General features: G+C 72.3%; 14 protein-coding genes and 2 CRISPR repeat arrays (1 of these 16 running past the window's edge). Of the genes, 7 read left to right on the forward strand and 7 right to left on the reverse strand.

From position 1 onward, the window contains the following. Positions 1-2,512: direct repeats of the CRISPR family, unit length 28 nt; unit sequence GAGCAACCCCCGCGAGCGCGGGGCCGAT (it extends 78 nt beyond the left edge of the window). Positions 2,513-3,027: 515 nt separating this feature from the next. Further along, a complete protein-coding gene (locus ACIQ87_RS01270) occupies positions 3,028-4,734 on the forward strand; it encodes an amidohydrolase (protein WP_402399723.1) in 1,707 nt (568 codons plus the stop codon). A gap of 396 nt (positions 4,735-5,130) precedes the next feature. Next, positions 5,131-8,409 carry a bifunctional cytochrome P450/NADPH--P450 reductase gene (locus ACIQ87_RS01275; RefSeq protein WP_402399726.1) on the forward strand — a complete coding sequence of 1,093 codons (3,279 nt, stop codon included), beginning with the start codon at positions 5,131-5,133 and terminating at the stop codon, positions 8,407-8,409. Between the two features lie 59 nt (positions 8,410-8,468). On the opposite strand, the gene ACIQ87_RS01280 is transcribed toward ACIQ87_RS01275, so the two are convergent. Further along, positions 8,469-9,092, reverse strand: a complete 624-nt coding sequence (locus tag ACIQ87_RS01280) for a TetR/AcrR family transcriptional regulator (RefSeq protein ID WP_402399729.1) — start codon at positions 9,090-9,092, stop codon at positions 8,469-8,471. 55 nt (positions 9,093-9,147) lie between these two features. Then, a CRISPR array of direct repeats spans positions 9,148-9,785; the repeat unit is 28 nt; unit sequence GAGCAATCCCCGCGAGCGCGGGGCCGAT. 277 nt (positions 9,786-10,062) lie between these two features. Here ACIQ87_RS01280 and ACIQ87_RS01285 point away from each other — a divergent pair. Beyond that, positions 10,063-10,218: a hypothetical protein gene (locus ACIQ87_RS01285; protein ID WP_402399732.1), complete on the forward strand. Its 156-nt coding sequence runs from the start codon at positions 10,063-10,065 to the stop codon at positions 10,216-10,218. A 277-nt stretch (positions 10,219-10,495) separates the two neighbouring features. Here the strand turns inward: ACIQ87_RS01285 and ACIQ87_RS01290 are convergent, their stop codons facing one another. Further along, the gene (locus tag ACIQ87_RS01290; RefSeq protein WP_402400027.1) at positions 10,496-10,690 is read right to left on the reverse strand and encodes a hypothetical protein; all 195 of its coding nucleotides are present in this window, start codon (positions 10,688-10,690) and stop codon (positions 10,496-10,498) included. Between the two features lie 13 nt (positions 10,691-10,703). Here ACIQ87_RS01290 and ACIQ87_RS01295 point away from each other — a divergent pair, with 13 nt between their 5' ends. The 3 genes from ACIQ87_RS01295 to ACIQ87_RS01305 all read left to right on the forward strand — a co-directional run bounded on the left by ACIQ87_RS01295 (position 10,704) and on the right by ACIQ87_RS01305 (position 16,988). Next, positions 10,704-11,642, forward strand: coding sequence for a SpoIIE family protein phosphatase (locus ACIQ87_RS01295; protein WP_402400007.1), 939 nt, complete (start codon positions 10,704-10,706; stop codon positions 11,640-11,642). After that, complete coding sequence (locus ACIQ87_RS01300; RefSeq protein WP_402399735.1) at positions 11,591-14,263, forward strand: SpoIIE family protein phosphatase; 2,673 nt, start codon at positions 11,591-11,593, stop codon at positions 14,261-14,263. Before ACIQ87_RS01295 ends, ACIQ87_RS01300 begins: the two co-directional genes overlap by 52 nt. A gap of 307 nt (positions 14,264-14,570) precedes the next feature. Then, positions 14,571-16,988 (forward strand): sodium-translocating pyrophosphatase, encoded by a 2,418-nt coding sequence (locus ACIQ87_RS01305; RefSeq protein WP_402399738.1) that lies wholly within the window; start codon positions 14,571-14,573, stop codon positions 16,986-16,988. Between the two features lie 264 nt (positions 16,989-17,252). On the opposite strand, the gene ACIQ87_RS01310 is transcribed toward ACIQ87_RS01305, so the two are convergent. Genes ACIQ87_RS01310 through ACIQ87_RS01325 form a run of 4 tightly spaced genes read right to left on the reverse strand, consistent with a single transcriptional unit; the run spans position 17,253 to position 21,782 of the window. Then, entirely contained in the window at positions 17,253-18,113 is an 861-nt protein-coding gene (locus ACIQ87_RS01310) for an amidohydrolase family protein (protein ID WP_402399741.1), read from the reverse strand. An 8-nt stretch (positions 18,114-18,121) separates the two neighbouring features. Further along, entirely contained in the window at positions 18,122-19,006 is an 885-nt protein-coding gene (locus tag ACIQ87_RS01315; protein WP_402399744.1) for a 3-hydroxyacyl-CoA dehydrogenase NAD-binding domain-containing protein, read from the reverse strand. Next, complete coding sequence (locus ACIQ87_RS01320; RefSeq protein WP_402399746.1) at positions 19,003-20,973, reverse strand: acetoacetate--CoA ligase; 1,971 nt, start codon at positions 20,971-20,973, stop codon at positions 19,003-19,005. The genes ACIQ87_RS01315 and ACIQ87_RS01320 overlap by 4 nt, the downstream gene beginning before the upstream one ends. Next, positions 20,970-21,782: a crotonase/enoyl-CoA hydratase family protein gene (locus ACIQ87_RS01325; protein WP_402399748.1), complete on the reverse strand. Its 813-nt coding sequence runs from the start codon at positions 21,780-21,782 to the stop codon at positions 20,970-20,972. The genes ACIQ87_RS01320 and ACIQ87_RS01325 overlap by 4 nt, the downstream gene beginning before the upstream one ends. A gap of 119 nt (positions 21,783-21,901) precedes the next feature. On the opposite strand from ACIQ87_RS01325, the gene ACIQ87_RS01330 reads away from it, so the two are divergent. Further along, positions 21,902-22,354, forward strand: coding sequence for a MarR family winged helix-turn-helix transcriptional regulator (locus ACIQ87_RS01330; RefSeq protein WP_402400010.1), 453 nt, complete (start codon positions 21,902-21,904; stop codon positions 22,352-22,354). Positions 22,355-22,461: 107 nt separating this feature from the next. On the opposite strand, the gene ACIQ87_RS01335 is transcribed toward ACIQ87_RS01330, so the two are convergent. Then, the gene (locus ACIQ87_RS01335; RefSeq protein WP_402400012.1) at positions 22,462-23,880 is read right to left on the reverse strand and encodes an APC family permease; all 1,419 of its coding nucleotides are present in this window, start codon (positions 23,878-23,880) and stop codon (positions 22,462-22,464) included. Positions 23,881-24,040 lie beyond the last annotated feature (160 nt).

A 24,040-nucleotide genomic window follows, 5' to 3' on the forward strand; every position in this document is an offset into this window, starting at 1 on the left:
GCGGGGCCGATAACGTCTGGATCACGTTCGCCGGCGCGTCCTCGGAGCAACCCCCGCGAGCGCGGGGCCGATGCCCCGGCGTGGGCGCCCGACGCGAGGGCCCGGGAGCAACCCCCGCGAGCGCGGGGCCGATCTCACCGGCATCGGCCACCAGCTGAGCGAGGTGGAGCAACCCCCGCGAGCGCGGGGCCGATCACGCCTGGGAACTCGGCTGGGTGCCCGGACTGGAGCAACCCCCGCGAGCGCGGGGCCGATTCGGCCTACAAGCGCGGGATCAGGGCCACCACCGAGCAACCCCCGCGAGCGCGGGGCCGATCCACCCCAGGACGGCGGCCAGCACCGGAGTGAGGAGCAACCCCCGCGAGCGCGGGGCCGATGGACGGTCTCAGCTGTTTTCCCTGGTGGCGGTGGAGCAACCCCCGCGAGCGCGGGGCCGATGCGAGCGCCCTTCAGGATCGCTTCGGTCCCGCCGAGCAACCCCCGCGAGCGCGGGGCCGATGCTGCAGCTGCCCCGACCGAGGGGGCCGGGCCGGAGCAACCCCCGCGAGCGCGGGGCCGATTCTGATTCAGGTCGTGGCAGGCGACGGGGAGTGGAGCAACCCCCGCGAGCGCGGGGCCGATTCGTGGCACGAGTGCGCGGCCGCCGTCCCCGGAGAGCAACCCCCGCGAGCGCGGGGCCGATCCCGCAGTAGATGCGCAGTCGCGCCGGACCGTCGAGCAACCCCCGCGAGCGCGGGGCCGATCACTCGTAGGTGATGTCGGTCGAGCGGCGGGCGGAGCAACCCCCGCGAGCGCGGGGCCGATGCCCTTGACAGGGAGATCAACCCGGACGACCAGGAGCAACCCCCGCGAGCGCGGGGCCGATGGCTGGACCATCAACCAGGACGGCTCCGCCGAAGAGCAACCCCCGCGAGCGCGGGGCCGATCATCAGTGCCTGGGTGATCAGGGCGCCGAGGCGGAGCAACCCCCGCGAGCGCGGGGCCGATGCCACCTCCAGCGCCTCCGCCGGGTCCTGCCGTGAGCAACCCCCGCGAGCGCGGGGCCGATGTGCACGGGCGGCCTGCTGGGCATGGTGTCCGGGAGCAACCCCCGCGAGCGCGGGGCCGATGTCGGCCAGGGCGGCGGCGGCCGGGGCCGGCTGGAGCAACCCCCGCGAGCGCGGGGCCGATGCCGCAGCGCGTCACGGTCCCCTCTGGCCCGGAGAGCAACCCCCGCGAGCGCGGGGCCGATCGGGTTGGTGCTTGGTGGAGTTCCTCGGGCCGGAGCAACCCCCGCGAGCGCGGGGCCGATTTTCGGCCCCTATCAGTACTGCGGTGACGCTAGGAGCAACCCCCGCGAGCGCGGGGCCGATGCCGTGACCAGGGCGGGCTTCCACACGTAGGTGGAGCAACCCCCGCGAGCGCGGGGCCGATAACAACACCCGTAGCGGGGGCGGGAGTTGGGGGGGAGCAACCCCCGCGAGCGCGGGGCCGATCCCGCTACCAGTGGGTCCTACGAATGTGAGGTGGAGCAACCCCCGCGAGCGCGGGGCCGATACAGCAGCCCTATCCGCTTCGGCGGGGTCTGAGGAGAACCCCCGCGAGCGCGGGGCCGATACCGCCTCGGCGAGCGCGGTGATCTCGCACTTCGAGCAACCCCCGCGAGCGCGGGGCCGATCGCGGGTCGACCACGATTTGCCCGCGCCGGACGGAGCAACCCCCGCGAGCGCGGGGCCGATCAGGGCGGCTCGTACGACCTGCCCGGCGACGCCGAGCAACCCCCGCGAGCGCGGGGCCGATGCCATGAGGGCCCTGGAGGAGATCGCCGGAGCGGAGCAACCCCCGCGAGCGCGGGGCCGATCCGCCCGGGACCGGCATCCCCGGCCTGCCCGAGGAGCAACCCCCGCGAGCGCGGGGCCGATACAGGTCGAGGCCCCTCCACGGGCCCCGCCGCGGAGCAACCCCCGCGAGCGCGGGGCCGATGAGACCACCATGGACACCCAGATGCTCGGCTCGGAGCAACCCCCGCGAGCACGGGGCCGATGTTCTGGTCGGGCCGGACTGACAAGATCGAGAAGGAGCAACCCCCGCGAGCGCGGGGCCGATCACGCCTACGGGCCGGCCACAGCGGTGCGGTGCGAGCAACCCCCGCGAGCGCGGGGCCGATATCCTCTCCCGCAGCCACATCGCCCGGCGGTGGGAGCAACCCCCGCGAGCGCGGGGCCGATAACACGCGTGTTTCCGGCCGGGCCGCCTGGCGGGAGCAACCCCCGCGAGCGCGGGGCCGATGGGCCCCACGGGCGCCAGGGCCGCAGTCGCGCTGAGCAACCCCCGCGAGCGCGGGGCCGATCGGCACCACCGTGGCGATGAACAAGCGGTTCACGAGCAACCCCCGCGAGCGCGGGGCCGATCCACGGCCTCTACCCCGACCTCACGCCCCGTGAGAGCAACCCCCGCGAGCGCGGGGCCGATAAGCCAATGAGTGTCTCGGCGATGTACGAGGTGGAGCAACCCCCGCGAGCGCGGGGCCGATACTTTCTGACCTGCGGAGATCCGGCTCAGTGGGTGCCGGTTGATTCAGTTCGAATCGAGTCCATGGGCTGTTGCCTTCCCTCTTGCGTCCGGGTGGGTGGTCAGCGCTGCGATTGGTTCCGAAGCCTACGCGGACATCGTGCTGTGGCGATCACGTTTCCGTGAGGAGTGAAGGCCATACCCGTTGGGCGGGTAACGGGCGGGCCTGCTCGCACGGGTTGTCCTGCTGGGGCCAGGGGCGGACACGCGGACCCGAGCCGCTCAAGTCCAGCTCCCGCCACCCGCCTCGCCGGGTCGACATGATGGCCCGACGGTGCGCCCCCGTTGTGCGGCCGTCAGATGGCCATGGACAGCGGTCCCCGCGCCCGCGGAGCGAGCCCGGTGCCCGCGCCCTCCCCTCCCGGGCCGCCGTATCGGTGGGATGACCGATGTGCGGTGGTCGGGTGCGCGGCGATAGTCCTCGGGAGGGCGTTCGCGGGCTGGCCGTGGTGCGTCCGGTTCCTGAGAGGGCTTTCCATGGGTACGCACGCGGATCTGGTGTTTCTCAACGGACGGGTGGTCACGGTCGATGCGGAGTTCTCCGTCGCCGAGGCCCTGGCGGTGACCGGCGGGGTGATCAGCACTGTCGGTCGGCGGGACGACGTCGCCCCGCTTGTCGGGCCCCGTACCCGGGTTGTCGACCTGCGGGGGGCGACCCTGCTGCCCGGCATCAACGACTCCCACCTGCACGGGTGCGCGTTCGGCATGGCGTCGCCGCCGCTCTCCCTCGACCTCGGCCACCCCGCGGTGTCCTCGCTCGGGGACGTGGCCGAAGCGGTTCGGGAGGCGGTCGGCCTGGCCCCGGCCGGGCAGTGGATCACCGGGCACGGCTGGGACACCGGCTTTCTCGACGAGTGCCTCCTGGACCCGTCGCGGCAGCCCTCGCGGCACGACCTCGACGCCGTCAGCCCGGACCACCCGGTCGTGCTGTACTCCTTCTCCGGGCACGCCACCTGGGTCAACTCCAAGGCCCTGGAGCTCATCGGGATCGACCGGCACACCGTCGCCCCGCCCGGCGGAGCGATCGTCGTGGACGAGGCGGGGGAGCCGACCGGGCTGCTCCACGAGGGGGCTCAGGACTTCGTCCAGAACGCGTTGCCGCCGCTGAGCCGGCAGGAGCGGACCGACGCGATCAGGGCGACCCTCGCCACCCTCACCGGGCTCGGCGTGACCAGCTTCACCGAGCCCGGCCTCGGCCCCGGCGGCGAGGGCATCATGCGCGGCGCGCTCGGGGCGGAGACCCTCGACGTCTACCGCGAGCTGCTGGCCGACGGTGAACTGACCGCCCGCGTCGGCGTCCTGCTCCTGCCGACCGGGATGGCGAGCACCACCGAGGAGTTCGCCCGGGGCCTCGCGGACCTCGGCGGTGGCCCCGGCGACGCGGATCCGCGCCGCCTCGCGGTCCACGGGGTCAAGGTCTTCGCCGACGGCATCGTGCCCAACAAGACGGCCTGGATGCACGAGCCGTACGTCGGCGGCGGTTGCGGTTCCCTGTGCGTCGGCGGCGACACCGACACCGAGCGCACCGCCGGGATCGCGGCCATGATCCGGCTCGCTCACGCGGCCGGGCACCAGTTGGGCGTCCACGTGACCGGCGACCGGGCGATCGACGCCGTCGCGGACGCCTTCACCACGGCGATGGCCGAGCACCCGCGGCCCGACGCCCGCCACTACGTCATCCACGGCGACTTCCTCACCGCGCACAGCATGAAGGTGCTGGCCGCGCACGGCTTCGGCGTCAACATGAACCCGACCATCAAGTGGACCGTCGCCGACATGGAGGAGGAGTTCGTCGGCGCCGAACGGGCCGCCTACGCGTGGCCCTACCGCGACGCCATCGACGCCGGCGTGAGGGTCGCCAGCGGTTCCGACGCCCCCGTCACACAGCCCGACTGGCGCCAGGGCCTCGCCACCATGGTGCTGCGCGAGTCCAAGGGCGCCCGCAGGGTGAGCGGCCCGGAGCAGCGCATCGGCCTCGCCGAGGCGCTGCGCACCTACACGATCGACGCGGCCTGGCAGGACTTCGCCGACGACTGGAAGGGTTCCCTGGAGCCGGGCAAGGTCGCGGACCTGTGCGTGCTGGACGGGGACCTGCTCGGCGCCGACCCGCGTGAGATCCCGTCGATGCCCGTCGTCCTCACCGTCATGGACGGACGGGTGGTGCACGACGCCCTTCGCGACTGACGTACGCGATCGTCGCACTCCGGACGCGTGATCATCCTTGGGGATGGCGGCGGAGCGGAGTGCGACGGACATCCTGGACGCGGCCACCCCCGCCGTCCGGGCGGCTGCCCGGGAGTTCGAACCGGCCGCTGATCCGAACCCTCGCGCTGATCCGAGCCCTCGCGCTGATCCGGATGATGCGAGAGGTGCGAACGAACCGCCCTGGCGCGGAAATTGATTGACCGTGTCGTATGGCGAGGTCGAGTCCCAGGTGAGCGCGGCGCTACGTTCCGTACGCCCCGTTGGTTCCCTCACTCGACCGTGTCGAGCAATACAGTCGACCGACATGAGCACCTGACCATGTCGCCTGTATGGTGACTCGCAAGCGACTGCTGGTGTGCGACGAAAGGCACGGTCATGACTCGGAAGTCCGTCGGCGGGGCCCAGGCGATCCCCGAGCGCCCCTCGCTCCCCTTGATCGGCCACGCCCTCAATCTCCCCAGCGGGGCCGACCTCCTGGTCCACATGATGAAGGAGGTCAAGGAGCTGGGACCGATCTACCGGCTGCGGATCTTCGGGGCCGAGACCGTCGTCGTCGGCGGCCTCGACCTGGTGGCCGAACTGGCCGACGAGGCCCGGTTCCGCAAGAACGTGCACGGGGACCTCGTCGAGGTCCGGCGGATCGCCGGAGACGGACTGTTCACCGCCTTCAACCACGAGCCGAACTGGCGCAAGGCGCACGACATCCTGATGCCGGCGTTCTCCCTGGGCGCGATGCGCGGCTACCACGGCACGATGCTCAAGGTCGCCCGGTCCCTCATCGGCAAGTGGGACCGGCTCGCCGGCGTGCAACCCGTGGACGTCCCCGACGACATGACCCGGCTCACCTTCGACACCATCGGACTGTGCGGCTTCGGCTACGACTTCGAGTCGTTCCGCCGCAGCGACGCCCACCCCTTCGTCGAGGCGATGGCCCGCGCCCTGCAGTTCACCCAGGAGAAGAGCGAATCCATCCCCGGCTCGGAGCTCTTCAAGCGCAAGCAGGTCGAACGGTTCCGCCGGGACGCCGAGTTGATGACGGACCTGGTCGACGACGTCATCCGGCGGCGCAGGGCCTCCGGCGAGACCGGCACCGACGACCTCCTCGGCAGGATGCTGCACACCAGGGACGCGGTGACGGGAGAGCCGCTGGACGACGTGAACATCCGCCACCAGGTGATCACGTTCCTCATCGCCGGGCACGAGACCACCAGCGGCGCGCTCTCCTTCGCGCTCTACTACCTCACCAAGCACCCCGAGGTCCTCAACCGGGCCCAGGCCGAAGTGGACGCCCTGTGGGGCGACACCGAGAACCCCGAGCCCGACTACGGGGACATCGGCAAGCTCGGCTACGTCTGCCAGGTGCTCAACGAGAGCCTCCGCCTGTGGCCGACCGCCCCCGGCTTCGCCGTGGAGCCCCTCGAGGACACGGTCATCGGAGGCAAGTACGCCGTGCGCAAGGGCGAGTCGCTGATGGTGATCACCCCCGCCCTGCACCGCGACCCCGCCTGGGGCGAGAACGTCGAGCTGTTCGACCCCGAGCGCTTCTCGCCCGAGCGGGAGGAGGCGCGGTCGGTCCACCTCTGCAAGCCGTTCGGCAACGGCGAACGCGCCTGCATCGGACGGCAGTTCGCCTTGCACGAGGCCACCCTGCTGCTCGGCCTCCTGGTGCACCGCTACCGCCTGATCGACCACGCTGACTACCAGCTGAAGATCAAGTCCTCACTCACCATCAAGCCCGACGCGTTCACGCTCGACCTGGCCCGCCGCACCAGCGGCGAGCGCAGGACGCCCGCCCCGGCCCTCGCTCCCGCCCCGACTCCCGCTCCCGCCACGACCACGGCCACCGGCGGCCACACCCGGACGGCGGCCACGGTCCGGCGCGCCGCCGGCACCGCGCTCACCCTGCTGCACGGCTCCAACCTCGGCACCTGCGCGGGCATCGCGCGGGACCTCGGCGTCGACGCCGAGGAGCACGGCTTCACCCCGTCCGTCGCCTCCCTCGACGACCGCGCCGGCCGGCTCCACGCCGCCGACGGCCCCGTGGTGATCGTGGCCGCCTCGTACAACGGCCGGCCCACCGACGACGCGGCCGAGTTCGTCACCTGGCTCGACGGCCTGGAGCCCGGCGCGCTCGACGGACTCCAGTACGCCGTCCTCGGCGTCGGCGACCGCAACTGGGCGGCGACCTACCAGCGGGTCCCCGCACTCATCGACGAACACCTGGCGGCGGCCGGCGCCACCCCGCTCCTCGACCGCGCGGCCGCCGACGCCTCCGGCGACTTCGCGGGCACGGTCGACCGGTGGGCGACCGAGCTGTGGACCGCGCTGCTCGACCGGTACGGCGCGGAGGAAGCCGCCCCGGCCGCCCCGCCCGGCCCGGCCAGCCCGCCCGGCGACGTCCGAGACGAGGCAGCGGACCAGGGCCTCTACGAACTCCAGGACACCGCCGAATCCGTCACCGCCGGACTCGCCGCCCGCCACGGCGTCGTCCCGATGGAGGTGCTCGACGCCCGCGAACTCGTCGACACGGACCACGAACTCGGCCGCTCCAAGCGCTTCCTGAGGCTGCGGCTGCCCGAAGGCGTCACCTATCGCACCGCCGACCACCTCGCCCTGCTCCCGAGCAACCCGACATCCCTGGTGCAGCGGGTCGCCGACCGCTTCAGCCTCGATCTGGACCGCACCGTCTGGCTGCGCGCCCGCCGCCGCAGCCGCGACACCCTGCCCGTCGACCGGCCGCTGACGCTGCGCCGACTGCTCACCGACTTCGTCGAACTCCAGGACACCGCCACCCAGGAGCAGGTCGCCGTGCTCGCCGCGCACACCGCCTGCCCGCCCGAGAAGCAGCCGCTGACCCGACTCGCCACGGCGGACCCGGAGGAGTTCCGGCAGCAGGTGACCGCCGCCGGACACAGCGTCCTGGACCTGCTGGAGCGCTACCGCGCCTGCGAACTGCCCTTCGAGCGCTACCTCGAACTGCTGCCCGTCCTGCGCCCCCGCCACTACTCCGTCTCCTCGTCCGCCGCCGCCCGGCCCGGCGAGGTGGACCTGATGGTCTCGCTGCTCGCCGCACCCCACCGCGCAGGCGAGGGCACCTTCCGCGGCATCGCCTCCCACCACCTGCAGACCATCCGGCCCGGCGACACCGTCCAGGCGCGGATACTGCCCTGCAGCGACTCCTTCCGCCTCCCGGCGGACCCGTCCGTCCCGGTGATCCTGGTCAGCGCCGGCACCGGCCTCGCACCCTTCCGTGGCGCGGTCCTCGACCGGCACCACACCGGCTCGACCGGCACCCTGCTGTGCTACTTCGGCTGCGACCACCCGGACGTCGACTACCTGCACCGGGAGGAGTTCGAGGCGGCGGAGGCGGCCGGAGCCGTCAGCATGCGCCCCACCTTCATGCACGCGCCCGTCGACGGCGCCCGCTTCGTCCAGGACCGCATCGCCCGCGAGAGCGACGAGGTCTGGGCGGCCCTACGGGCAGGCGGCCGGGTGTACATCTGCGGCGACGGCCGCCGGATGGCCCCCGCCGTACGGGAGGCGTTCACGGCCGTCCACCGCGAACACACCGGTGCGAACGACGAGCAGGCCGCCGCCTGGCTGGCCGAGCTGATCGAGTCCGGCCGCTACGTCGAGGACGTCTGGGCCGGCTGACCCCGGGCAGGCGCGAGGCCCCACCGTCGTCGACGATGGGGCCTCACGCCACCTTCTTCTCAGCCCGTCGGCACGTCCGCGAGCTCCAGCCGCCCCCCGGCCAGCGCCACGGTCGCCGACACCAGCGCCTGCAGACCCACCCGCTCCGAATCCTCGTCCGGCAGACAGAGACGCTGCATCGTCAGCCCGTCGAACCCGGCGAGGAAGAACCGGGCGACCGTCGCCGCAGGCTGGACCAACTCGTGCCCCGCCCGCGCCGCCGCCTCGGCCACCAACCGCGCCGTCACGTCTATGGCCCGCCGGTAGTGCTCCTGGCGGGCCTCGGCCAGCCGAGGAGTACGGAGGGCGAACATGGTCAACTCGGTGAGCAACTGGTGATTCGTCGCCGGCTCCAGCACCGTCCGCCACAACTCACCCGCCAACGCGGCGACCGTCTCCGCGAACCCGCCACCCTCCGGCGCCGCCCGCCCCACCCGAGCGGTCAGCTCGTCGGTGATCTCGTCCATGACCGCCCGGTACAGGTCCTCCTTCGTACCGAAGGTGTAATGCACCGTGGCCTGGGAGACCCCCAGCTCGGCAGCGATCGCCCGCGTACTGCCGGCGGCGACGCCCTCCCTGGACATGAGGTCGATGGCCGCCTTGATGAGCTGCGGGCGGCGCTCGGCGGCAGTGACGTGAGCCATCCGGCGATTATAGCGACTTAGTCTCCCGATTCAGTCGCCCACTTGCCGGTGACGGGACGGTCCCCGCGAAGCGCGGGGCTGATGCGAGGACGTTCGGGTCCCCGAGGCCGGCGTGGGATCAATCCCCGCGAACGCGGGGCCGATCACAGGCACCCTCAGACGGCATTGACGGGGCCAGAGCAATCCTCGCGAGCGCGAGGCCAATGCAATGACAGCCCGGTTGGCGTACAGCGCGCCGGAACCATCCCCGCGAGCGCGGGGCCGATCAGACCAGCGACTTCATGTCAGGCTTGATCATGGAGCAATCCCCGCGAGCGCGGGGCCGATTGAAGGTCACCCGGCTTGTGAAATACCAAACCAGAGCAATCCCCGCGAGCGCGGGGCCGATCGCGCGGCAGGCGACCGGGGCAGTATCACCCTGGAGCAATCCCCGCGAGCGCGGGGCCGATACGAGGTTCCTGGCGGCGTAGTCCTTGTGCTGGGAGCAATCCCCGCGAGCGCGGGGCCGATCCCTGAATTCCGCGTGACGGGAACTCAGGGCCTGAGCAATCCCCGCGAGCGCGGGGCCGATACCTGGACGCGGCCGAGGGACTGGGTGTTGGGGGAGCAATCCCCGCGAGCGCGGGGCCGATCGGATGGAGCGGGCCGGGCACATGGTCGGCCCGGAGCAATCCCCGCGAGCGCGGGGCCGATACTTTCTGACCTGCGGTGATTCGGCTCAGTGGACGCCGCCTGATTCAGTTCGATTCGATTGGCTGTCCGCAGCAGAGGCCGGCGGCCAGGCGGCCAACTGCCGTACGGCTACCGAGTTGTGGGCCGTCCCGGTGGTGGGCGTGCGCTTGAACATACCCGTGATCCGGCACATCACGGAATCTGGGCTTCTACGTCGGCGAGTTGGGCGGCGAGGATCTCCCCGCTCGGCGTGATCGTGCCTGACGTGAGAGAGGCTGGGCACGGAAGGGGTGATCCCGTGTCGGACCCACCGCACGAGTCCGTCGGTCCCGACACCGCTGTCGACGAGAGTCGGCTGGAGGAGCTGATCGTCGAGGCGCAGACGGCCCTGCCGGGCGAACTGCCCGCTCTGGCGAACCGGTGCGCCGCAGTTCTGGGCCTGGACGCGCGTTGATCTACCTCGTCGACCTGTAGCAACGGCTGCTCGTCCCACTTGACGAGGCCCTGGAACCGCTGCCGGTGGACCGCTCGCCGGCCGGCTGGGCGTACCGCAGGGTCTCCCCGCAGGTGGCGGCCGACGGCGGCGGCATGATCGTCTGGATGCCGCTGGTCGACGGCGCGGAGCGGCTGGGCGTGCCGGCGGTGCGGACCGTCGCGCTCGACGGCGTGCGGATGCGCCGCAGCCGGATGCCGGCCCATCTGTTCGCCATGCTGATCACCTCCGAGCGCACCTACAGCGACTGGCTCGCCTCCCTCGCCCGCCGCACCATGACCATGGGGTTGCCCGCCGAGATGCTTCGGGCCTTCCTGCCACCCCACACCGTCGGCAGCAGCCGGTGCGTCTCGACCGCGGTCCTGGAACCGGCGTACGACGTCGCCGGCGATGCCTTCGACCACTCGGTGATCAAGAACGTGCTGCACACCATGATCCTCGACTCCATGGGTCACGACCCGACCTCCGGCCTGACCACGTCGGTCGCCACGGCGGCGGCGCGTAACGCCCGTCGGGCCGGCCGCGCCCCGGTCGACGTCGTCGGTTCCGTGGACCGGGCGCTCGCCCGATGGCAGCCCGACCACTTCTGCACCGGTGTGCCGTGCGGGCTCGACGCGGTGACCGGGGTGCTGCACCGGATCAACTGCGGTCACCCGGCGTCACTGCTGATCCGTACCGACCGGGTCCTGCACGGAGCGCTGGACAGCGGACAGCCCCCCGCAGCCCCCGATCGGCCTGGCCGGCCGACTCGTCCCGGCAGTCCGACAGGTCCACGAGACGACACGGGAACCGGGCGACCGCGCCTGCTCTACACCGACGGCTCTACACGGACGGCGTCGTGGAGGCACGCGACGCGGGCGGTGCGGAGTTCGGCCTCGACCGGTTCACCGACTTCATCATCCGCTCCTCCGCCGCCGGCCAGCGCCCGGCCGAGGTGCCGCGGCCGGGGTCGGCCGGCCGACCGGGGTGTCCCGCGCCACCACGCAGCGTTACTGCCCGCACCCGGTACGGGAGGGACCGGTCCGCCTGGAGCTCGGGTACGGCACCACCGGCCGCCCGGAGCACCGCCACCGGACGACCTGACAGAACACGCCGGACGACTCCGGGGCACCGATCTGCCGGCGGTTCGTTCGGCCCCACAGCGGTTTCGGGTGTGCGCACCGCCGGGCTGGGTGGCAGCGTGGAGGAGGGACCCGGATACGCGGGGACGGCCTGCATGCGCAGAGTGGACAACCACGCCACCGGGGGGCCGGAACCCGGCGGACCGGGGGAGTACCGGTCCGCCGGGGGTCGGTCGCGCTCGAAGCCGGGGACGCGCAGTGTCGCCGGGCAGGTGTTCCTGTGGCTGTTGGTCGTCGTGGTGCTGCTGGTCGGTGCCGGGCTGACGGCGCTCGTCCTGCAGGCCCGCGGCTACGCCACGAGTGACGCCGTGCACCGCACGCGCGCCGCGGCCGTCACGATGGCGCAGGCCCCCACGGTGGAGGCCGCTCTGGACAGCGCCGACCCGACCGCGGTGCTGCAGCCGCTGGCCCTGGACGTCATGAACAAGGGCGGCTTCGACTACGTCGTGATCGCCGGCCCCGACGGGACGCGCTACGCGCAGACCGCCCAGCCCGAGCTGATCGGGAAGCACCTCATCGGCCCGTACCAGCAGGCCCTCAAGGAACCGATCACCATCAGCTTCACCGCGCCCATCGGTCGGGTCGTGGAGAGCAGCGCGCCGGTCACCAGGCCGGACGGATCGGCCGCCGGCCTGGTCCAGGTCGGCTACACCGTCGCGCACGTGAGCAGCGTGGTGAGCAGGCAGTTGCCGGTCCTGTTCGGTGGTGCGGCCGCCGCGCTCGCCGTGGGCACGGGCGGGGCAGTGCTGGTGCGGCGGCGGCTGCGACGCCAGACCCACGGCCTGGGCCCGGCCGAGATGACGCGGATGTACGAGCACCACGACGCGGTGCTGCACGCTGTGCGCGAGGGCGTGCTGATCGTCGGTGGGGACGGGCGGGCGCTGCTGGTGAACGACGAGGCCCGGCGGCTGCTGAAGCTGCCGCCCGAGGTGGAGGGGCGGCCGATCACCGAGCTCGGGCTCGATCCGGAGCTGGCCGAGCTGCTGGCGTCCGGGCAGGCCGTCACCGACGAGGTGCATCTGGCCGGGGACCGGCTGCTCGCCGTCAACAACCGCTCCACGGCGCCGTTCGGCGGTGGGCCCGGCAGCGTCGCGACGATCCGGGACACCACCGAGCTGCGGGCGCTGGCCGGGCAGGCCGAGGCGGCCCGCGGCCGGTTGCAGATGCTCTACGACGCCGGGCTGCGGGTCGGTACCACCCTGGACATCGTGCGGACCGCCCAGGAGCTGGTGGATGTGGCGGTTCCCAGGTTCGCGGACTTCGCCACCGTCGAGCTGGCCGATGCGGTGCTGCACGGTGACGAGCCGCTCCCCGGCACGGGCGTCGCGGGAGGCCCGCGGATCCGCCGGGTGGCCGCAGGCGGCATGCGCGAGGACCGGCCGTTCTACCCGGTGGGTTCGCAGATCGGCCCGCTGCCCGGCACGCCGGAGGCCACTGCCCTGGAGAGCGGGCGTGCCGCGCTGGTTGCCGACCTGCGTCAGGAACACTCGTGGCGGGCACGCGACCCGCAGACCGCCGACCGAATCCTCGCGTACGGGGTCCACTCGCTGATCTCCGCGCCGCTGAAGGCACGCGGCCAGGCGCTGGGCATGGTCAGCTTCTGGCGTGCGGGGCGGTCGGAGCCGTTCGGGCCGGAGGATGTCGCCTTCGCCGAGGAGCTGATCGCCCGCGCGGTGATCTGCGTCGACAACGCCCGCCGCTACACCCGCGAGCGCCGGATGGCCGAGGCACTGCAGCGCAGTCTGCTGCCCCGGGGACTGCCCGAGCAGAGCGCCCTGGAGACGGCCTACCGCTACCTGCCGGCGCTGAACAGGGTCGGCGGGGACTGGTTCGACGTCATTCCGCTGCCCGGCTTCCGCGTGGCGCTGGTCGTCGGCGACGTCGTCGGGCACGGCCTGCACGCCGCCGCGACCATGGGCCGACTGCGCACAGCCGTTCTCAACTTCGCCGCCCTCGACCTGCCCCCGGACGAGTTGCTCGCCCGTCTCGACGAACTGGTCGCCCGGCTCGACCAGGACGAGGCGGGGGCGGGAGAAGCCGACACCGAGGACCAGGACGAGGGGGAGGGCGAGCTGACGGTCACGGGCGCCACCTGCCTGTACGCGATCTACGACCCGGTGTCCGGACACTGCACCATGGCGCGGGCGGGTCACCCACCGCCCTCACTGGCCCGCGCCGACGGCAGCGTGGAGTTCGTCGACCTGCCCGCCGGGCCACCCCTCGGCGTGGGCGGCCTGCCCTTCGAGGCCACCGAACTCCAGCTGGCACCCGGCGCCGTTCTGGTCCTCTACACGGACGGACTCGTCACCAGCCGCGACCGCGACCTGGCGGACGGACTCGCCACGCTGCGCCGTTCCCTGACGGACGTCCGCGCGGACGCGTCCCCGGAGGAGATCTGCCGGACCGTGTTCGACGCGCTGGCCCCGCCGAGTCCGAGCGACGACATCGCACTCCTCGTCGCACGCACGCGACTGCTCGCGCCCGACCAGGTGGCCGTCTGGGACGTACCCGCCGACTTCGCCGCCGTCTCCCGCGTCCGCAACGCGTGCAGCGACCAGCTCGCCGCCTGGGGCCTGGAGGAACTGACCTTCACCACCGAGCTGATCCTCAGCGAACTGGTCACCAACGCCATCCGCTACGGCACCGAGCCCATCCGCGTCCGCATGCTGCGCGACACCAGCCTGGTCTGCGAGGTCTCGGACGGCAGCAGTACCGCCCCGCACCTGCGCTACGCGGACACCACGGACGAGGGTGGCCGGGGCCTGTTCCTGGTGGCCCAGCTGGCCGAACGATGGGGAACCAGGTACACGGCACGCGGCAAGGTCATCTGGTCGGAGCAGCCATTGACCGCACCCGAGTTCCGGTTCGAGGCGATGCTGCTGTAGCCGGGGTCCCGAAGCGGGGCATTGCCGCCTCCGGGCGCTGCTGACCGCACCTGACCTGGGTGAACGTGGCTGTGGGCGTACCGGGCGGCGGCTCTGGAGGTGAGGTCTCGATCCCTGCGTCGGCGTCGGCACCACCATGTTCGAGGGGATGATCCGCCGCCGCCCGCCGGGTACGCGATTGCCCTAACCCCCGTGGAGACCTTCAGGCCCCGGGGTTAGCCTCGGTCTGAAGCTCCCGGGTGGCTGATTCGCGCTCCTGGCGCCCAGGCACGACGTCAAGCCCAGGCACGACGTCAAGGAGGACGGCATGGCTGGGGTCTTTCATGCGGGCGCATCCGTTGCGGGCGCATCCGTTGCGGCCGCGCCCGAGTTGACCGGGTCGGGCCGGACGCTGCTGGTGATCGTCGCGGTGATCGGGGCAGGAGCCCTGGTGGTGGCCTGGGCGCTTGTGCGCCAGGTCCTGGCCGCGGACGAGGGCACCGAGACGATGAGGCGGATCGCCGGGGCGGTTCAGGAGGGCGCGAACGCCTATCTGAGGCGCCAGTTCCGCACCCTGGGCGTCTTCGCCGGTGTGGTGCCCTTCGTGCTGTTGCTGTTGCCGGCGGACAACTGGGGGCAGCGGATCGGGCGTTCGGTGTTCTTCCTGGTCGGGGCGGCGTTCTCGGCGACGACGGGGTACGTCGGGATGCAGCTCGCGGTGCGCAGCAACGTTCGGGTGGCGGCGGCGGCCCGGGCGGGGACGCCGCCCGTCCCGGCCATCGAGTCCGAGGAGGGGCCGACGGCGGCATCGATCGTGCGAGGGGTGTCGCACCGGGCGATGCGGATCGCCTTCCGTACCGGTGGAGTGGTGGGGATGTTCACCGTGGGGCTGGGTCTCGTGGGGGCGACCACGGTGGTGCTGATCTACCAGGCGAACGCGCCGAAGGTGCTGGAGGGCTTCGGCTTCGGTGCGGCGTTGCTGGCGATGTTCATGCGGGTGGGCGGCGGGATCTTCACCAAGGCCGCGGACGTGGGCGCGGACCTGGTGGGCAAGGTCGAGCAGGGGATCCCCGAGGACGATCCCCGCAACGCGGCGACGATCGCCGACAACGTGGGTGACAACGTGGGCGACTGCGCGGGGATGGCGGCCGACCTGTTCGAGTCCTACGCCGTGACCTTGGTCGCCGCGCTGATCCTGGGCACAGCCGCCTTCGGCGACGACGGGCTGACCTTCCCCCTGGTGGTGCCCGCCATCGGGGTGCTCACGGCGGTCCTGGGCATCGAGATGGTCTCCCCCCGGCCCACGGACCGCAGCGGGATGACCGCGATCAACCGCGGCTTCCTCGTCTCCGCCGCGGTGTCCCTCGCGCTGGTGGCCGGCGCGGTCTTCGCGTTCCTGCCGGCCCGCTTCTCCGGACTGCACGGGGTGCCTGCCGAGATCACCCGGCACGCGGGCAGTCCACGGCTGTTCGCCCTGGCCGCGGTGGCCATCGGGATCGTGCTGGCCGCCGTCATCCAGCAACTGACCGGCTACTTCACCGAGACCACCCGCCGCCCGGTACGGGACCTGGGCAGGACCTCGCTGACCGGGCCGGCCACCGTGGTGCTCTCCGGTGTCGCGCTCGGCCTGGAATCGGCCGTGTACTCCGCGCTGGCCATCGGAGCCGCCGTCTACGGCGCCTTCCTGCTCGGCGGCGGCTCGCTGATCCTGTCCCTGTTCGCGGTCGCGCTGGCCGGGACCGGACTACTGACCACCGTCGGTGTGATCGTCGCGATGGACACCTTCGGCCCGGTCTCCGACAACGCCCAGGGCATCGCGGAGATGTCCGGAGACATCACCGGCGCCGGTGCCCAGGTGCTCACCGAACTGGACGCCGTCGGCAACACCACCAAGGCGACCACCAAGGGCATCGCCATCGCCACCGCGGTGCTCGCCGCCACCGCGCTGTTCGGCTCCTACACCGACACCATCGCGACCGCCGAGGCGCAGATCGGCCCGGCCGCCCACGGACCGAGCCTGAGCCTGGCCATCGACCAGCCCAACAACCTGGTCGGCCTGCTGGCCGGCGCCGCCGTCGTGTTCCTCTTCTCCGGCCTGGCGATCAACGCCGTCTCGCGCTCCGCCGGCGCGGTCGTCTTCGAGGTCCGGCGCCAGTTCCGGACCCGGCCCGGCATCATGGACGGCACCGAGCGGCCCGAGTACGGCCGTGTGGTGGACATCTGCACCCGGGACGCGCTGCGCGAACTGGTCACCCCGGGCCTTCTCGCCGTGCTGACCCCGATCGCCCTCGGCTTCCTCCTCGGCGTCGGTCCGCTGGGCTCCTACCTGGCCGGAGCGATCGGCGCGGGCACCCTGATGGCCGTCTTCCTGTCGACCTCGGGCGGAGCCTGGGACAACGCCAAGAAGCTGATCGAGGACGGTCACCACGGCGGCAAGGGCAGTCCCGCACACGCGGCCACCGTCATCGGCGACACGGTGGGGGACCCCTTCAAGGACACCGCCGGACCAGCCATCAACCCGCTGCTGAAGGTGATGAACCTGGTCTCCCTCCTGGTGGCGCCCGCGATCGTCAAACTCAGCTTCGGCTCGCACGCCAACCTGGGCCTGCGGCTGACCATCGGCCTGCTGGCCCTGGCGGTCGTCGTCCTCGCCGTGTGGATCTCCAAGCGCCGGGGCACCATCGTCGGCACCGACGAAACGCCCACCGGCACCCACGTGCCGGAGGAACCCGCGCCCGTCCGGTGACGGGTCCGTCCGCCCGCTGGTGGTTCAGGTCGAGGTCCACCCGTTCGAGCATGTGCTGTTCGAGGGTGCCGCTGGTCCGGGCGGTTGGTCCGGGCGGTAGGGGGCCTCCTGTGGTGGCAGCTCCGGTCGGTGCTGCCACCACGGCTCTGTTCCGGGTAGGGGCGGTGGGGTGCCGACGCGGCCCGAAGGGCGCGGATTCGGGGCCCGGTTCCGTGCTTCCGGCCGAATGATGTCGGCCCGGTGAGACCGGGCACGCGCGGGTCGTCAGAGGCCGAGGACGCGGACGGCGTTCTCCTTGAGGATCAGGGGGCGGACCTCCGGCTTGATGTCGAGTGCGTCGAAGTCCGCCAGCCAGCGGTCGGGCGTGACGACGGGGAAGTCCGAGCCGAACAGCACCTTGTGCCGGAGGAAGGAGCCGGCCGCCTTCACGAGCTGCGGCGGGAAGTACTTCGGCGACCACCCCGACAGGTCGATGTAGACGTTGGCCTTGTGCGTGGCGACGGAGATCGCCTCGTCCTGCCAGGGCACGGACGGGTGCGCCAGGACGATCGTCAGGCCGGGGAAGTCGGCGGCGACGTCGTCCAGGAGCATCGGGTCGGACCAGCGCAGCTTGATGCCGCGCCCACCGGGCAGGCCCGCGCCGATTCCGGTCTGCCCGGTGTGGAACAGGGCGGGGACGCCCAGTTCCTGGATCGTCTCGTAGAGCGGGTAGTGCTCGCGGGCGTTCGGCGCGAACGCCTGGAGGCTCGGGTGGAACTTGAAGCCGCGGACGCCGTGGTCGAGGACGAGCGCGCGGGCCCGGGCGACGGCGTCCGGCCGGTGCGGGTCGACCGAGCCGAACGGGATGAGGACGTCGCGGTGGGCGGCCGCCGCCTCGGCGATCTCCTCGCTGGACAGGGCGGGATGGCCCAGGCCCGTGGTGGCGTCCACCGTGAAGACCACGGCGGCCATGCGGCGCTCGCGGTAGTAGGCGGCCAGGCGCTCCACGGTGGGTGTGCGGTCCTGGCCGGACTTGAAGTAGGCGGCCGAGGCGTCCATCAGCTCCGCGTCGAGCGCGAGACGGCCGTGGGCGTCCTGCTCCACATGGACGTGGAAGTCGATGGCGATCGAATCGGCGGGGTTCATCGGAGTGCTCACAGGTGGTCGGTCCGGTTCTTGGCGTCGAGGAGGAGGGAGAGGAGGGCATCGCGTTCCGCGACGAGGTCGGTCTCCGCGGTCCCGGCCAGCTCGTCGCTGACGCCTTCGGCGATCGCGCGCGTCAGCTCGGGCGTGAGGCGCGGGGCGCCGAGGTCGGCCCACCACTCCTCCATGGGCGGGCCGAGGTGCTCCAGGACGTGCGCGATGCCGCCCGGGCCGCCCGAGAGGTGCTGGTTGAGGAAGGGCCCGAGCAGCGCCCAGCGCAGGCCGGGGCCGTGGGCGACGGCCGCGTCGATGTCGGCGACGCTCGCCGCGCCGCGCTCGACCAGGGAGTACGCCTCTCGCCAGAGCGCGGCCTGGAGCCGGTTCGCGACATGGCCGGGCAGCTCCTGGCGCAGCCGGATCGGGTGGCGGCCCAGGCTGCGGTAGAAGTCCATGGCCTCCTCGACGGCGGCCTCACCGGTCCGCTCGCCCGGTACGACCTCGACCAGCGGGATGAGGTGGGGCGGGTTGAACGGATGCCCCACGAGGACCCGTTCGGGGTGCGCCGCGCAGGCCCGCTGGATCCGCGACGGCAGCAGCCCCGAGGAGCTGCTCGCCAGGATCGTCCCCGGCGGGGCCGCGGCGTCGAGGACGGCGAAGACCTCGTCCTTCAGCTCGGGACGCTCCGGGCCGTTCTCCTGGACGAAGCCGGCGTCCGCGACGGCCTCGGCGAGGTCAGGGGTGAACGACAGCCGGCGCTGGTCGGCGGCGACGGCCGCCCGGAGCCGCTCCTCCGCGCCGGGCGCGGGATCGCTGGCGACGACCTCGTGCCCGTGCAACAGGAAGAGCGTGGTCCAGGAGGCCCCGATGACTCCGGTGCCGACGACGGCGACCTTCACGACGCGCTCCCGCGCGTGGTACCGGCGGTCCGTCCGGCGGCGTACGCGACGAAGGGGTCGAGGGAACGCGGGTCGGCGAGGACATCGGCACTGGCGACGGACTCGGGACGCGCGCCGAGCAGGATCCGCTTGACCGGCACCTCCAGCTTCTTGCCGGTGCGGTTGCGCGGGACGGCGGGCACCCGTTCGATGACGTCCGGGACGTGCCGCGGCGACAGCGCCGACCGCAGCGCGCGGGCGATCCTCGTACGGAGGGCGTCGTCCAGCTCCACGGGGCCGGCGACGAAGAGCAGCAGTTCCCCGTTGCCGCCCTCCGGGTCCTCGATGTGGACGACGAGGCTGTCCTCGATCCCGGGCAGGTCCTCGACGACGGCGTAGAACTCGGCGGTGCCGAGCCGGACCCCGCCCCGGTTGAGGGTGGCGTCGGAGCGTCCGGCGACGACGCAGTGGCCCTCGGGCGCGAACCGCACCCAGTCGCCGTGCCGCCACACGCCCGGGTACTCCTCGAAGTACGCGGCCCGGTAGCGGGAGCCGTCGGTGTCGCCCCAGAAGCCGACGGGCATCGACGGCATCGGTTCGGTGATCACCAGCTCGCCCAGCTCGCCGACGACCCGCTCGCCCGCGCTGTCGTAGGCGTACGCGGCGACCCCGAGGCAGGGGCCGGAGATCTCTCCGGCGCGCACGGTCTGGAGCGGGCTGCCCTGGAGGATGCCGGTGCAGACGTCGGTGCCGCCGCAGCCGACGTTCAGGAGGACCCGGTCCCCGAACTGCTCCGTCACCCAGCGGAAACCGTCGGCGGCGAGCGGGCTGCCCGCGGCGCCGATCTGTCGCAGCCGCGACAGGTCGAACTCCTCGGCGGGCCGGATCCCGGCCTTGCGGCAGGCCATGAGGTAGCCGGGGCTCACGCCCATCAGCGTCGTCCCGGTCTCCTCCGCGATCCGCCACTGCTCCCGCAGGTCGGGGTGGACCGGATTGCCGTCGATCATGACGATCGAGGCGCGGACGAGCAGCGCCGAGACCAGGGTGTTCCACAGCATCCAGGCGGTCGTGCTGAACCAGAGCATCCGGTCGCCCGGCTTGAGGTCCCAGCTCAGCGCGTTGTTCTTCAGGTGTTCCAGGAGGATCCCGCCGTGCCGGTGGACGATCGCCTTGGGGATGCCGGTGGTGCCGGAGGAGAAGAGCACGAACAGCGGATGGTCGAACGGCACGGGCTCGAAGGACAGTTCGGCCGGTGCGGCCAGCAGCTCCGTCCAGCTCAGCGCGTCGGGGAGGGCGTTCGGTCCGTACGGCACGTGGACGACCCGCTCCACGGTGGGCAGCCGGGAGGCGATCTCCGCCACCTCGGTACGGCGGTCGATGTCGCGGTCACCGTAGCGGTATCCGGCGACGGTCAGCAGCACCTTCGGTTCGAGCTGGGCGAACCGGTCGACCACGCTGCGCGGGCCGAACTCCGGGGCGCAGGCGGCCCAGACCGCGCCGATGCTCGCGGTGGCGAGGAAGGCCACCAGCGTCTCCGGGATGTTCGGCAGGTAGGCGACGACCCGGTCGCCCCTGCGGACGCCGAGGCGCAGCAGCCCGGCGCGGGCCCGGGCGACCTGGTCGCGGAGTTCGCCGAACGTCAGTTCGATCGGTGCCCGGGTCTGGGAGCGGGCGACGACCGCGACGGCGTCGAGGTCCTCCTCGCGGCCGAGCGCGTGCTCGGCGTAGTTGAGGGCCGCGCCGGGGAACCACTCGGTGTCCGGCATCGACCTGCGGCCCAGGGTGGCTGTGGGCGGGGTGTGCGGGCGGACGTCGAAGAACTCCCAGACCGACGACCAGAAGCCGTCCAGGTCGGTGACGGACCACTGCCACAGGCTGTCGTAGTCCGGGAAGCTCAGCTGCCGCCGAGACTCCAGCCAGCGGAGGTACCGGCCGATCTCCGACTCGTCCCTGACCGAGGGGCCGGGGGTGCTGAGGATCTCGCTCATCGGGCGTCCTTTCCGTGGGAGCCGTGGGAGCCGTGGGAGCCGTGTGCGCCGGCGACCTTCGCGGCGCGGCCGTCGAGGAACGCCCGCATCCGCTCCTGGGCGTCGCGGCTGCCGGCCGCGACGGCCGACATGAGGGATTCGAGCAACAGACCGCCGGCGGGCGAGGCTTCGGCGATCCGGGGGAGCGCCTGGAGGACGGCGAAGTTGGTCAGCGGTGCGTTGGCCGCGATCCGCTCCGCGAGCTCCAGGGCCCGGGCGCGCGCGCCGCCCTCCTCGGCCAGGTACTGCGAGAGGCCGGCGGCCTGGCCCTCGGCGGCGTCGAGGACGCGGCCGGTGAGCATCATGTCGGCCATCCGGTGGGCGCCGATCAGCCGGGGGATCCGGACCGAGCCGCCACCTCCGACGAAGAGGCCGCGCTGTCCCTCGGGCAACGCGTAGAACGTGGACGGCTCGGCCACGCGGATGTGCGCGGAGGCCGCCAGCTCCAGGCCGCCGCCGATCACCGCGCCCTTGAGCGCGGCCACCACGGGGACGCGCCCGCCCTCGACGGTGTCGAAGACGCGGTGCCACATGAGCGAGTGCTCCAGGGCCTCCTCGGTGGACCGCTCGGTCAGCTCACCGAGGTCGAGCCCGGCCGAGAAGTGATCACCCTCGGCGTCCAGGACGACGGCCCGGACGTCCGCGCCCGGCTGCCGGAAGAACCGCTCGACGCTCAGCACGGTGGCGTCGTCGAGGGCGTTGCGCTTGGCGGGGCGACGAAGCGTCAGGACCGCTACCCCGCCCTGGCGGTCGATGGAAAGCGTGGTCAAGAAAGGCTCCTCAATTATCAGGAATCCTGAGTATCGGAGAGCGTCTCGCCGATGGGCAAGGGGGTTGGGCTAGAATTTTTGACAGGTTTCCTGATGATGAGGGAGGGCTTGTGACGGACATGGCTCCGCCGTCGTTGCTGTACTCGGTGAAGCAGGTCGAGCTGGCCACCCGGGCCCGGCTCGACGAACTGCTCAAGCCCGCGGGCGTCACCGCCCTCCAGTACACCGCCCTGACCGTGCTCGAACGCCGGGACGGCATGTCCTCGGCCGAGCTCGCCCGCAACTCCTTCGTCAGACCGCAGTCCATGTCCGACCTGGTCGGCGCACTGGAGCGGCGGGGCCTCATCGCCCGGTCCCCGGACCCGGCGAGCCGGCGTCGCCACATCATCAGCCTGACGGACGAAGGCCGCACCCTGCTGGCCCGTCATGAGCCGGCCGTCCGGGAACTGGAGGACGAGATGCTCACAGGCTTCACGGCCCGCGAGCGCACCGCCTTCCGCGCCTACCTCAACCGCGCCCGCGAAGCACTCGGCCAACCGAGGGAGCTGGCTACGTCAACGATGTTGACGTAGCCAGCCGGGATGGGCTGAGCGCCGCCGCCGGGCCTCGGCGGCGGGTCTCATTCGGCGGTGTGAACGAGTCGGCCGCCGATGTAGGTGCGCGGGACGCGGGCTGCGGCTCAGCAGTCCGTGCGGAGGAAGTACGGCGAGCGGCGCCGCCAGCGGGCCCAGGCCGCTGCCGGCAGCCCGCTGACGATCATCAGGATCACCACGGAGAGTTCGAACCAGCCGTTGTCGGCGGCGAGTTCGAAGTGGTCGGCGGAGTCGTAGAAGGTCCAGGCCAGGTAGCCGCCGACGGCGAGCAGCGCCGCCGCGCCCAGGATCGGTCCGACCACCGCGCGCAGGCCCTCCAGCGGGGCGGTGCGCAGCAGGCCGCGGAAGCGGACGGCGGCGGCGATGGCGGTGAGCGCGTAGTAGAGCGCGACGACGATGCCGATCGCGTTGACGGCGGCGGAGATGAGGTCGTTGACGGTCGGGATGGCGATCGCGCACAGGGCCAGGGCGACGGCGAAGCCGGTGACCAGCAGGGTGCCGGCGGCGGGGGTGGCGTGGCGGGGGTGCAGTCGGGTCCAGACCGGGCCGAGCACCCGGTCGCGTCCCATTGCGTACATCCCGCGGGCGGTCGGGATCACCGAGGACTGCAGCGAGGCCACCGCGGAGAACATCAGTGCGATCAACGGCAGTGCGGCCAGCGGCTGTTGAGCGAGCTTGGTGCCGAAGTAGGTCAGCCCGTGGGCGCCGTTGTCGGCCAGCTCGTCCAAGGGCAGCACCCGTTGGAACGCGGTGCCGGCGAGCAGGAACAGCAGCAGCATCACCACCAGGGCGATCATGCCGCCCCGGGAGGCGTCCCGCGGGTCACGCACCTCCTCGCCGACGCTGAACACCGACTCGAAGCCCCAGTAGCAGAAGACCGCGAGCACCATGCCCTGCGCGACCGCGCCGAAGGAGGGGATGTCGAAGGGGTTGTACCACTGGAGCGAGAACGGCTGGTCCCCGGCGAACAGCCCGTAGCCGCAGAAGCCCAGCAGCACGACGTACTCGAAGACCAGCAGTGCCTTCTGCAGCCTCGCGGCCAGGTCCAGCCCGCGCACCGCGACCAGCGCGGCACCGACCAGCACGACCAGACCGATGAGCGTGCACTGCACCGTCGAGTCCGCGTCCAGCCGCAGGCCCGCGACGCTGCGCAGGTGGGCCAGGTCGAGGAGTTGGACGATCGAGGAGCCGGTGACGGTCGTGGTGTACGCCATGAAGACCACGGTCCCCACGGTGTTCACCCACCCGGTCAGGAAGCCCAGCCAGGGGCTGAGGGTGCGCCCGACCCAGCGGTAGCTGCTGCCCGCGTCCGGGTCGACGGCGTTCAGCCGCCCGTAGCCGCCGGCGATGGCGAGCACCGGCAGGAAGGCCAGCAGCATGATCGCCGGCAGGTGCAGGCCGACCACCCCGGCCATCAGGCCCAGGCCGATCCCGATACTGCTGGTGGCGGCCGTGCTGGAGGCGGCGATCGCCGCCCCGTCGAGGAGGCCGAGGGAGCGGCGCATGGAGTGGTGGGGGCCGCTCGCGTCGATTCTCGGACCGCTGTCCGTGGCCTTCGCCGTCGATGCCAAGGGATCACCGCCTTGGGGGGTGTGGAGGTGGGGGAAGTGCGAGCCATGAAACCGGGGGAGCCAGAACACGTCAATGCCGTTGTCATAAGAGCCG

The organism is Kitasatospora sp. NPDC096204, from assembly GCF_044763205.1.
Classification (GTDB): domain Bacteria; phylum Actinomycetota; class Actinomycetes; order Streptomycetales; family Streptomycetaceae; genus Kitasatospora.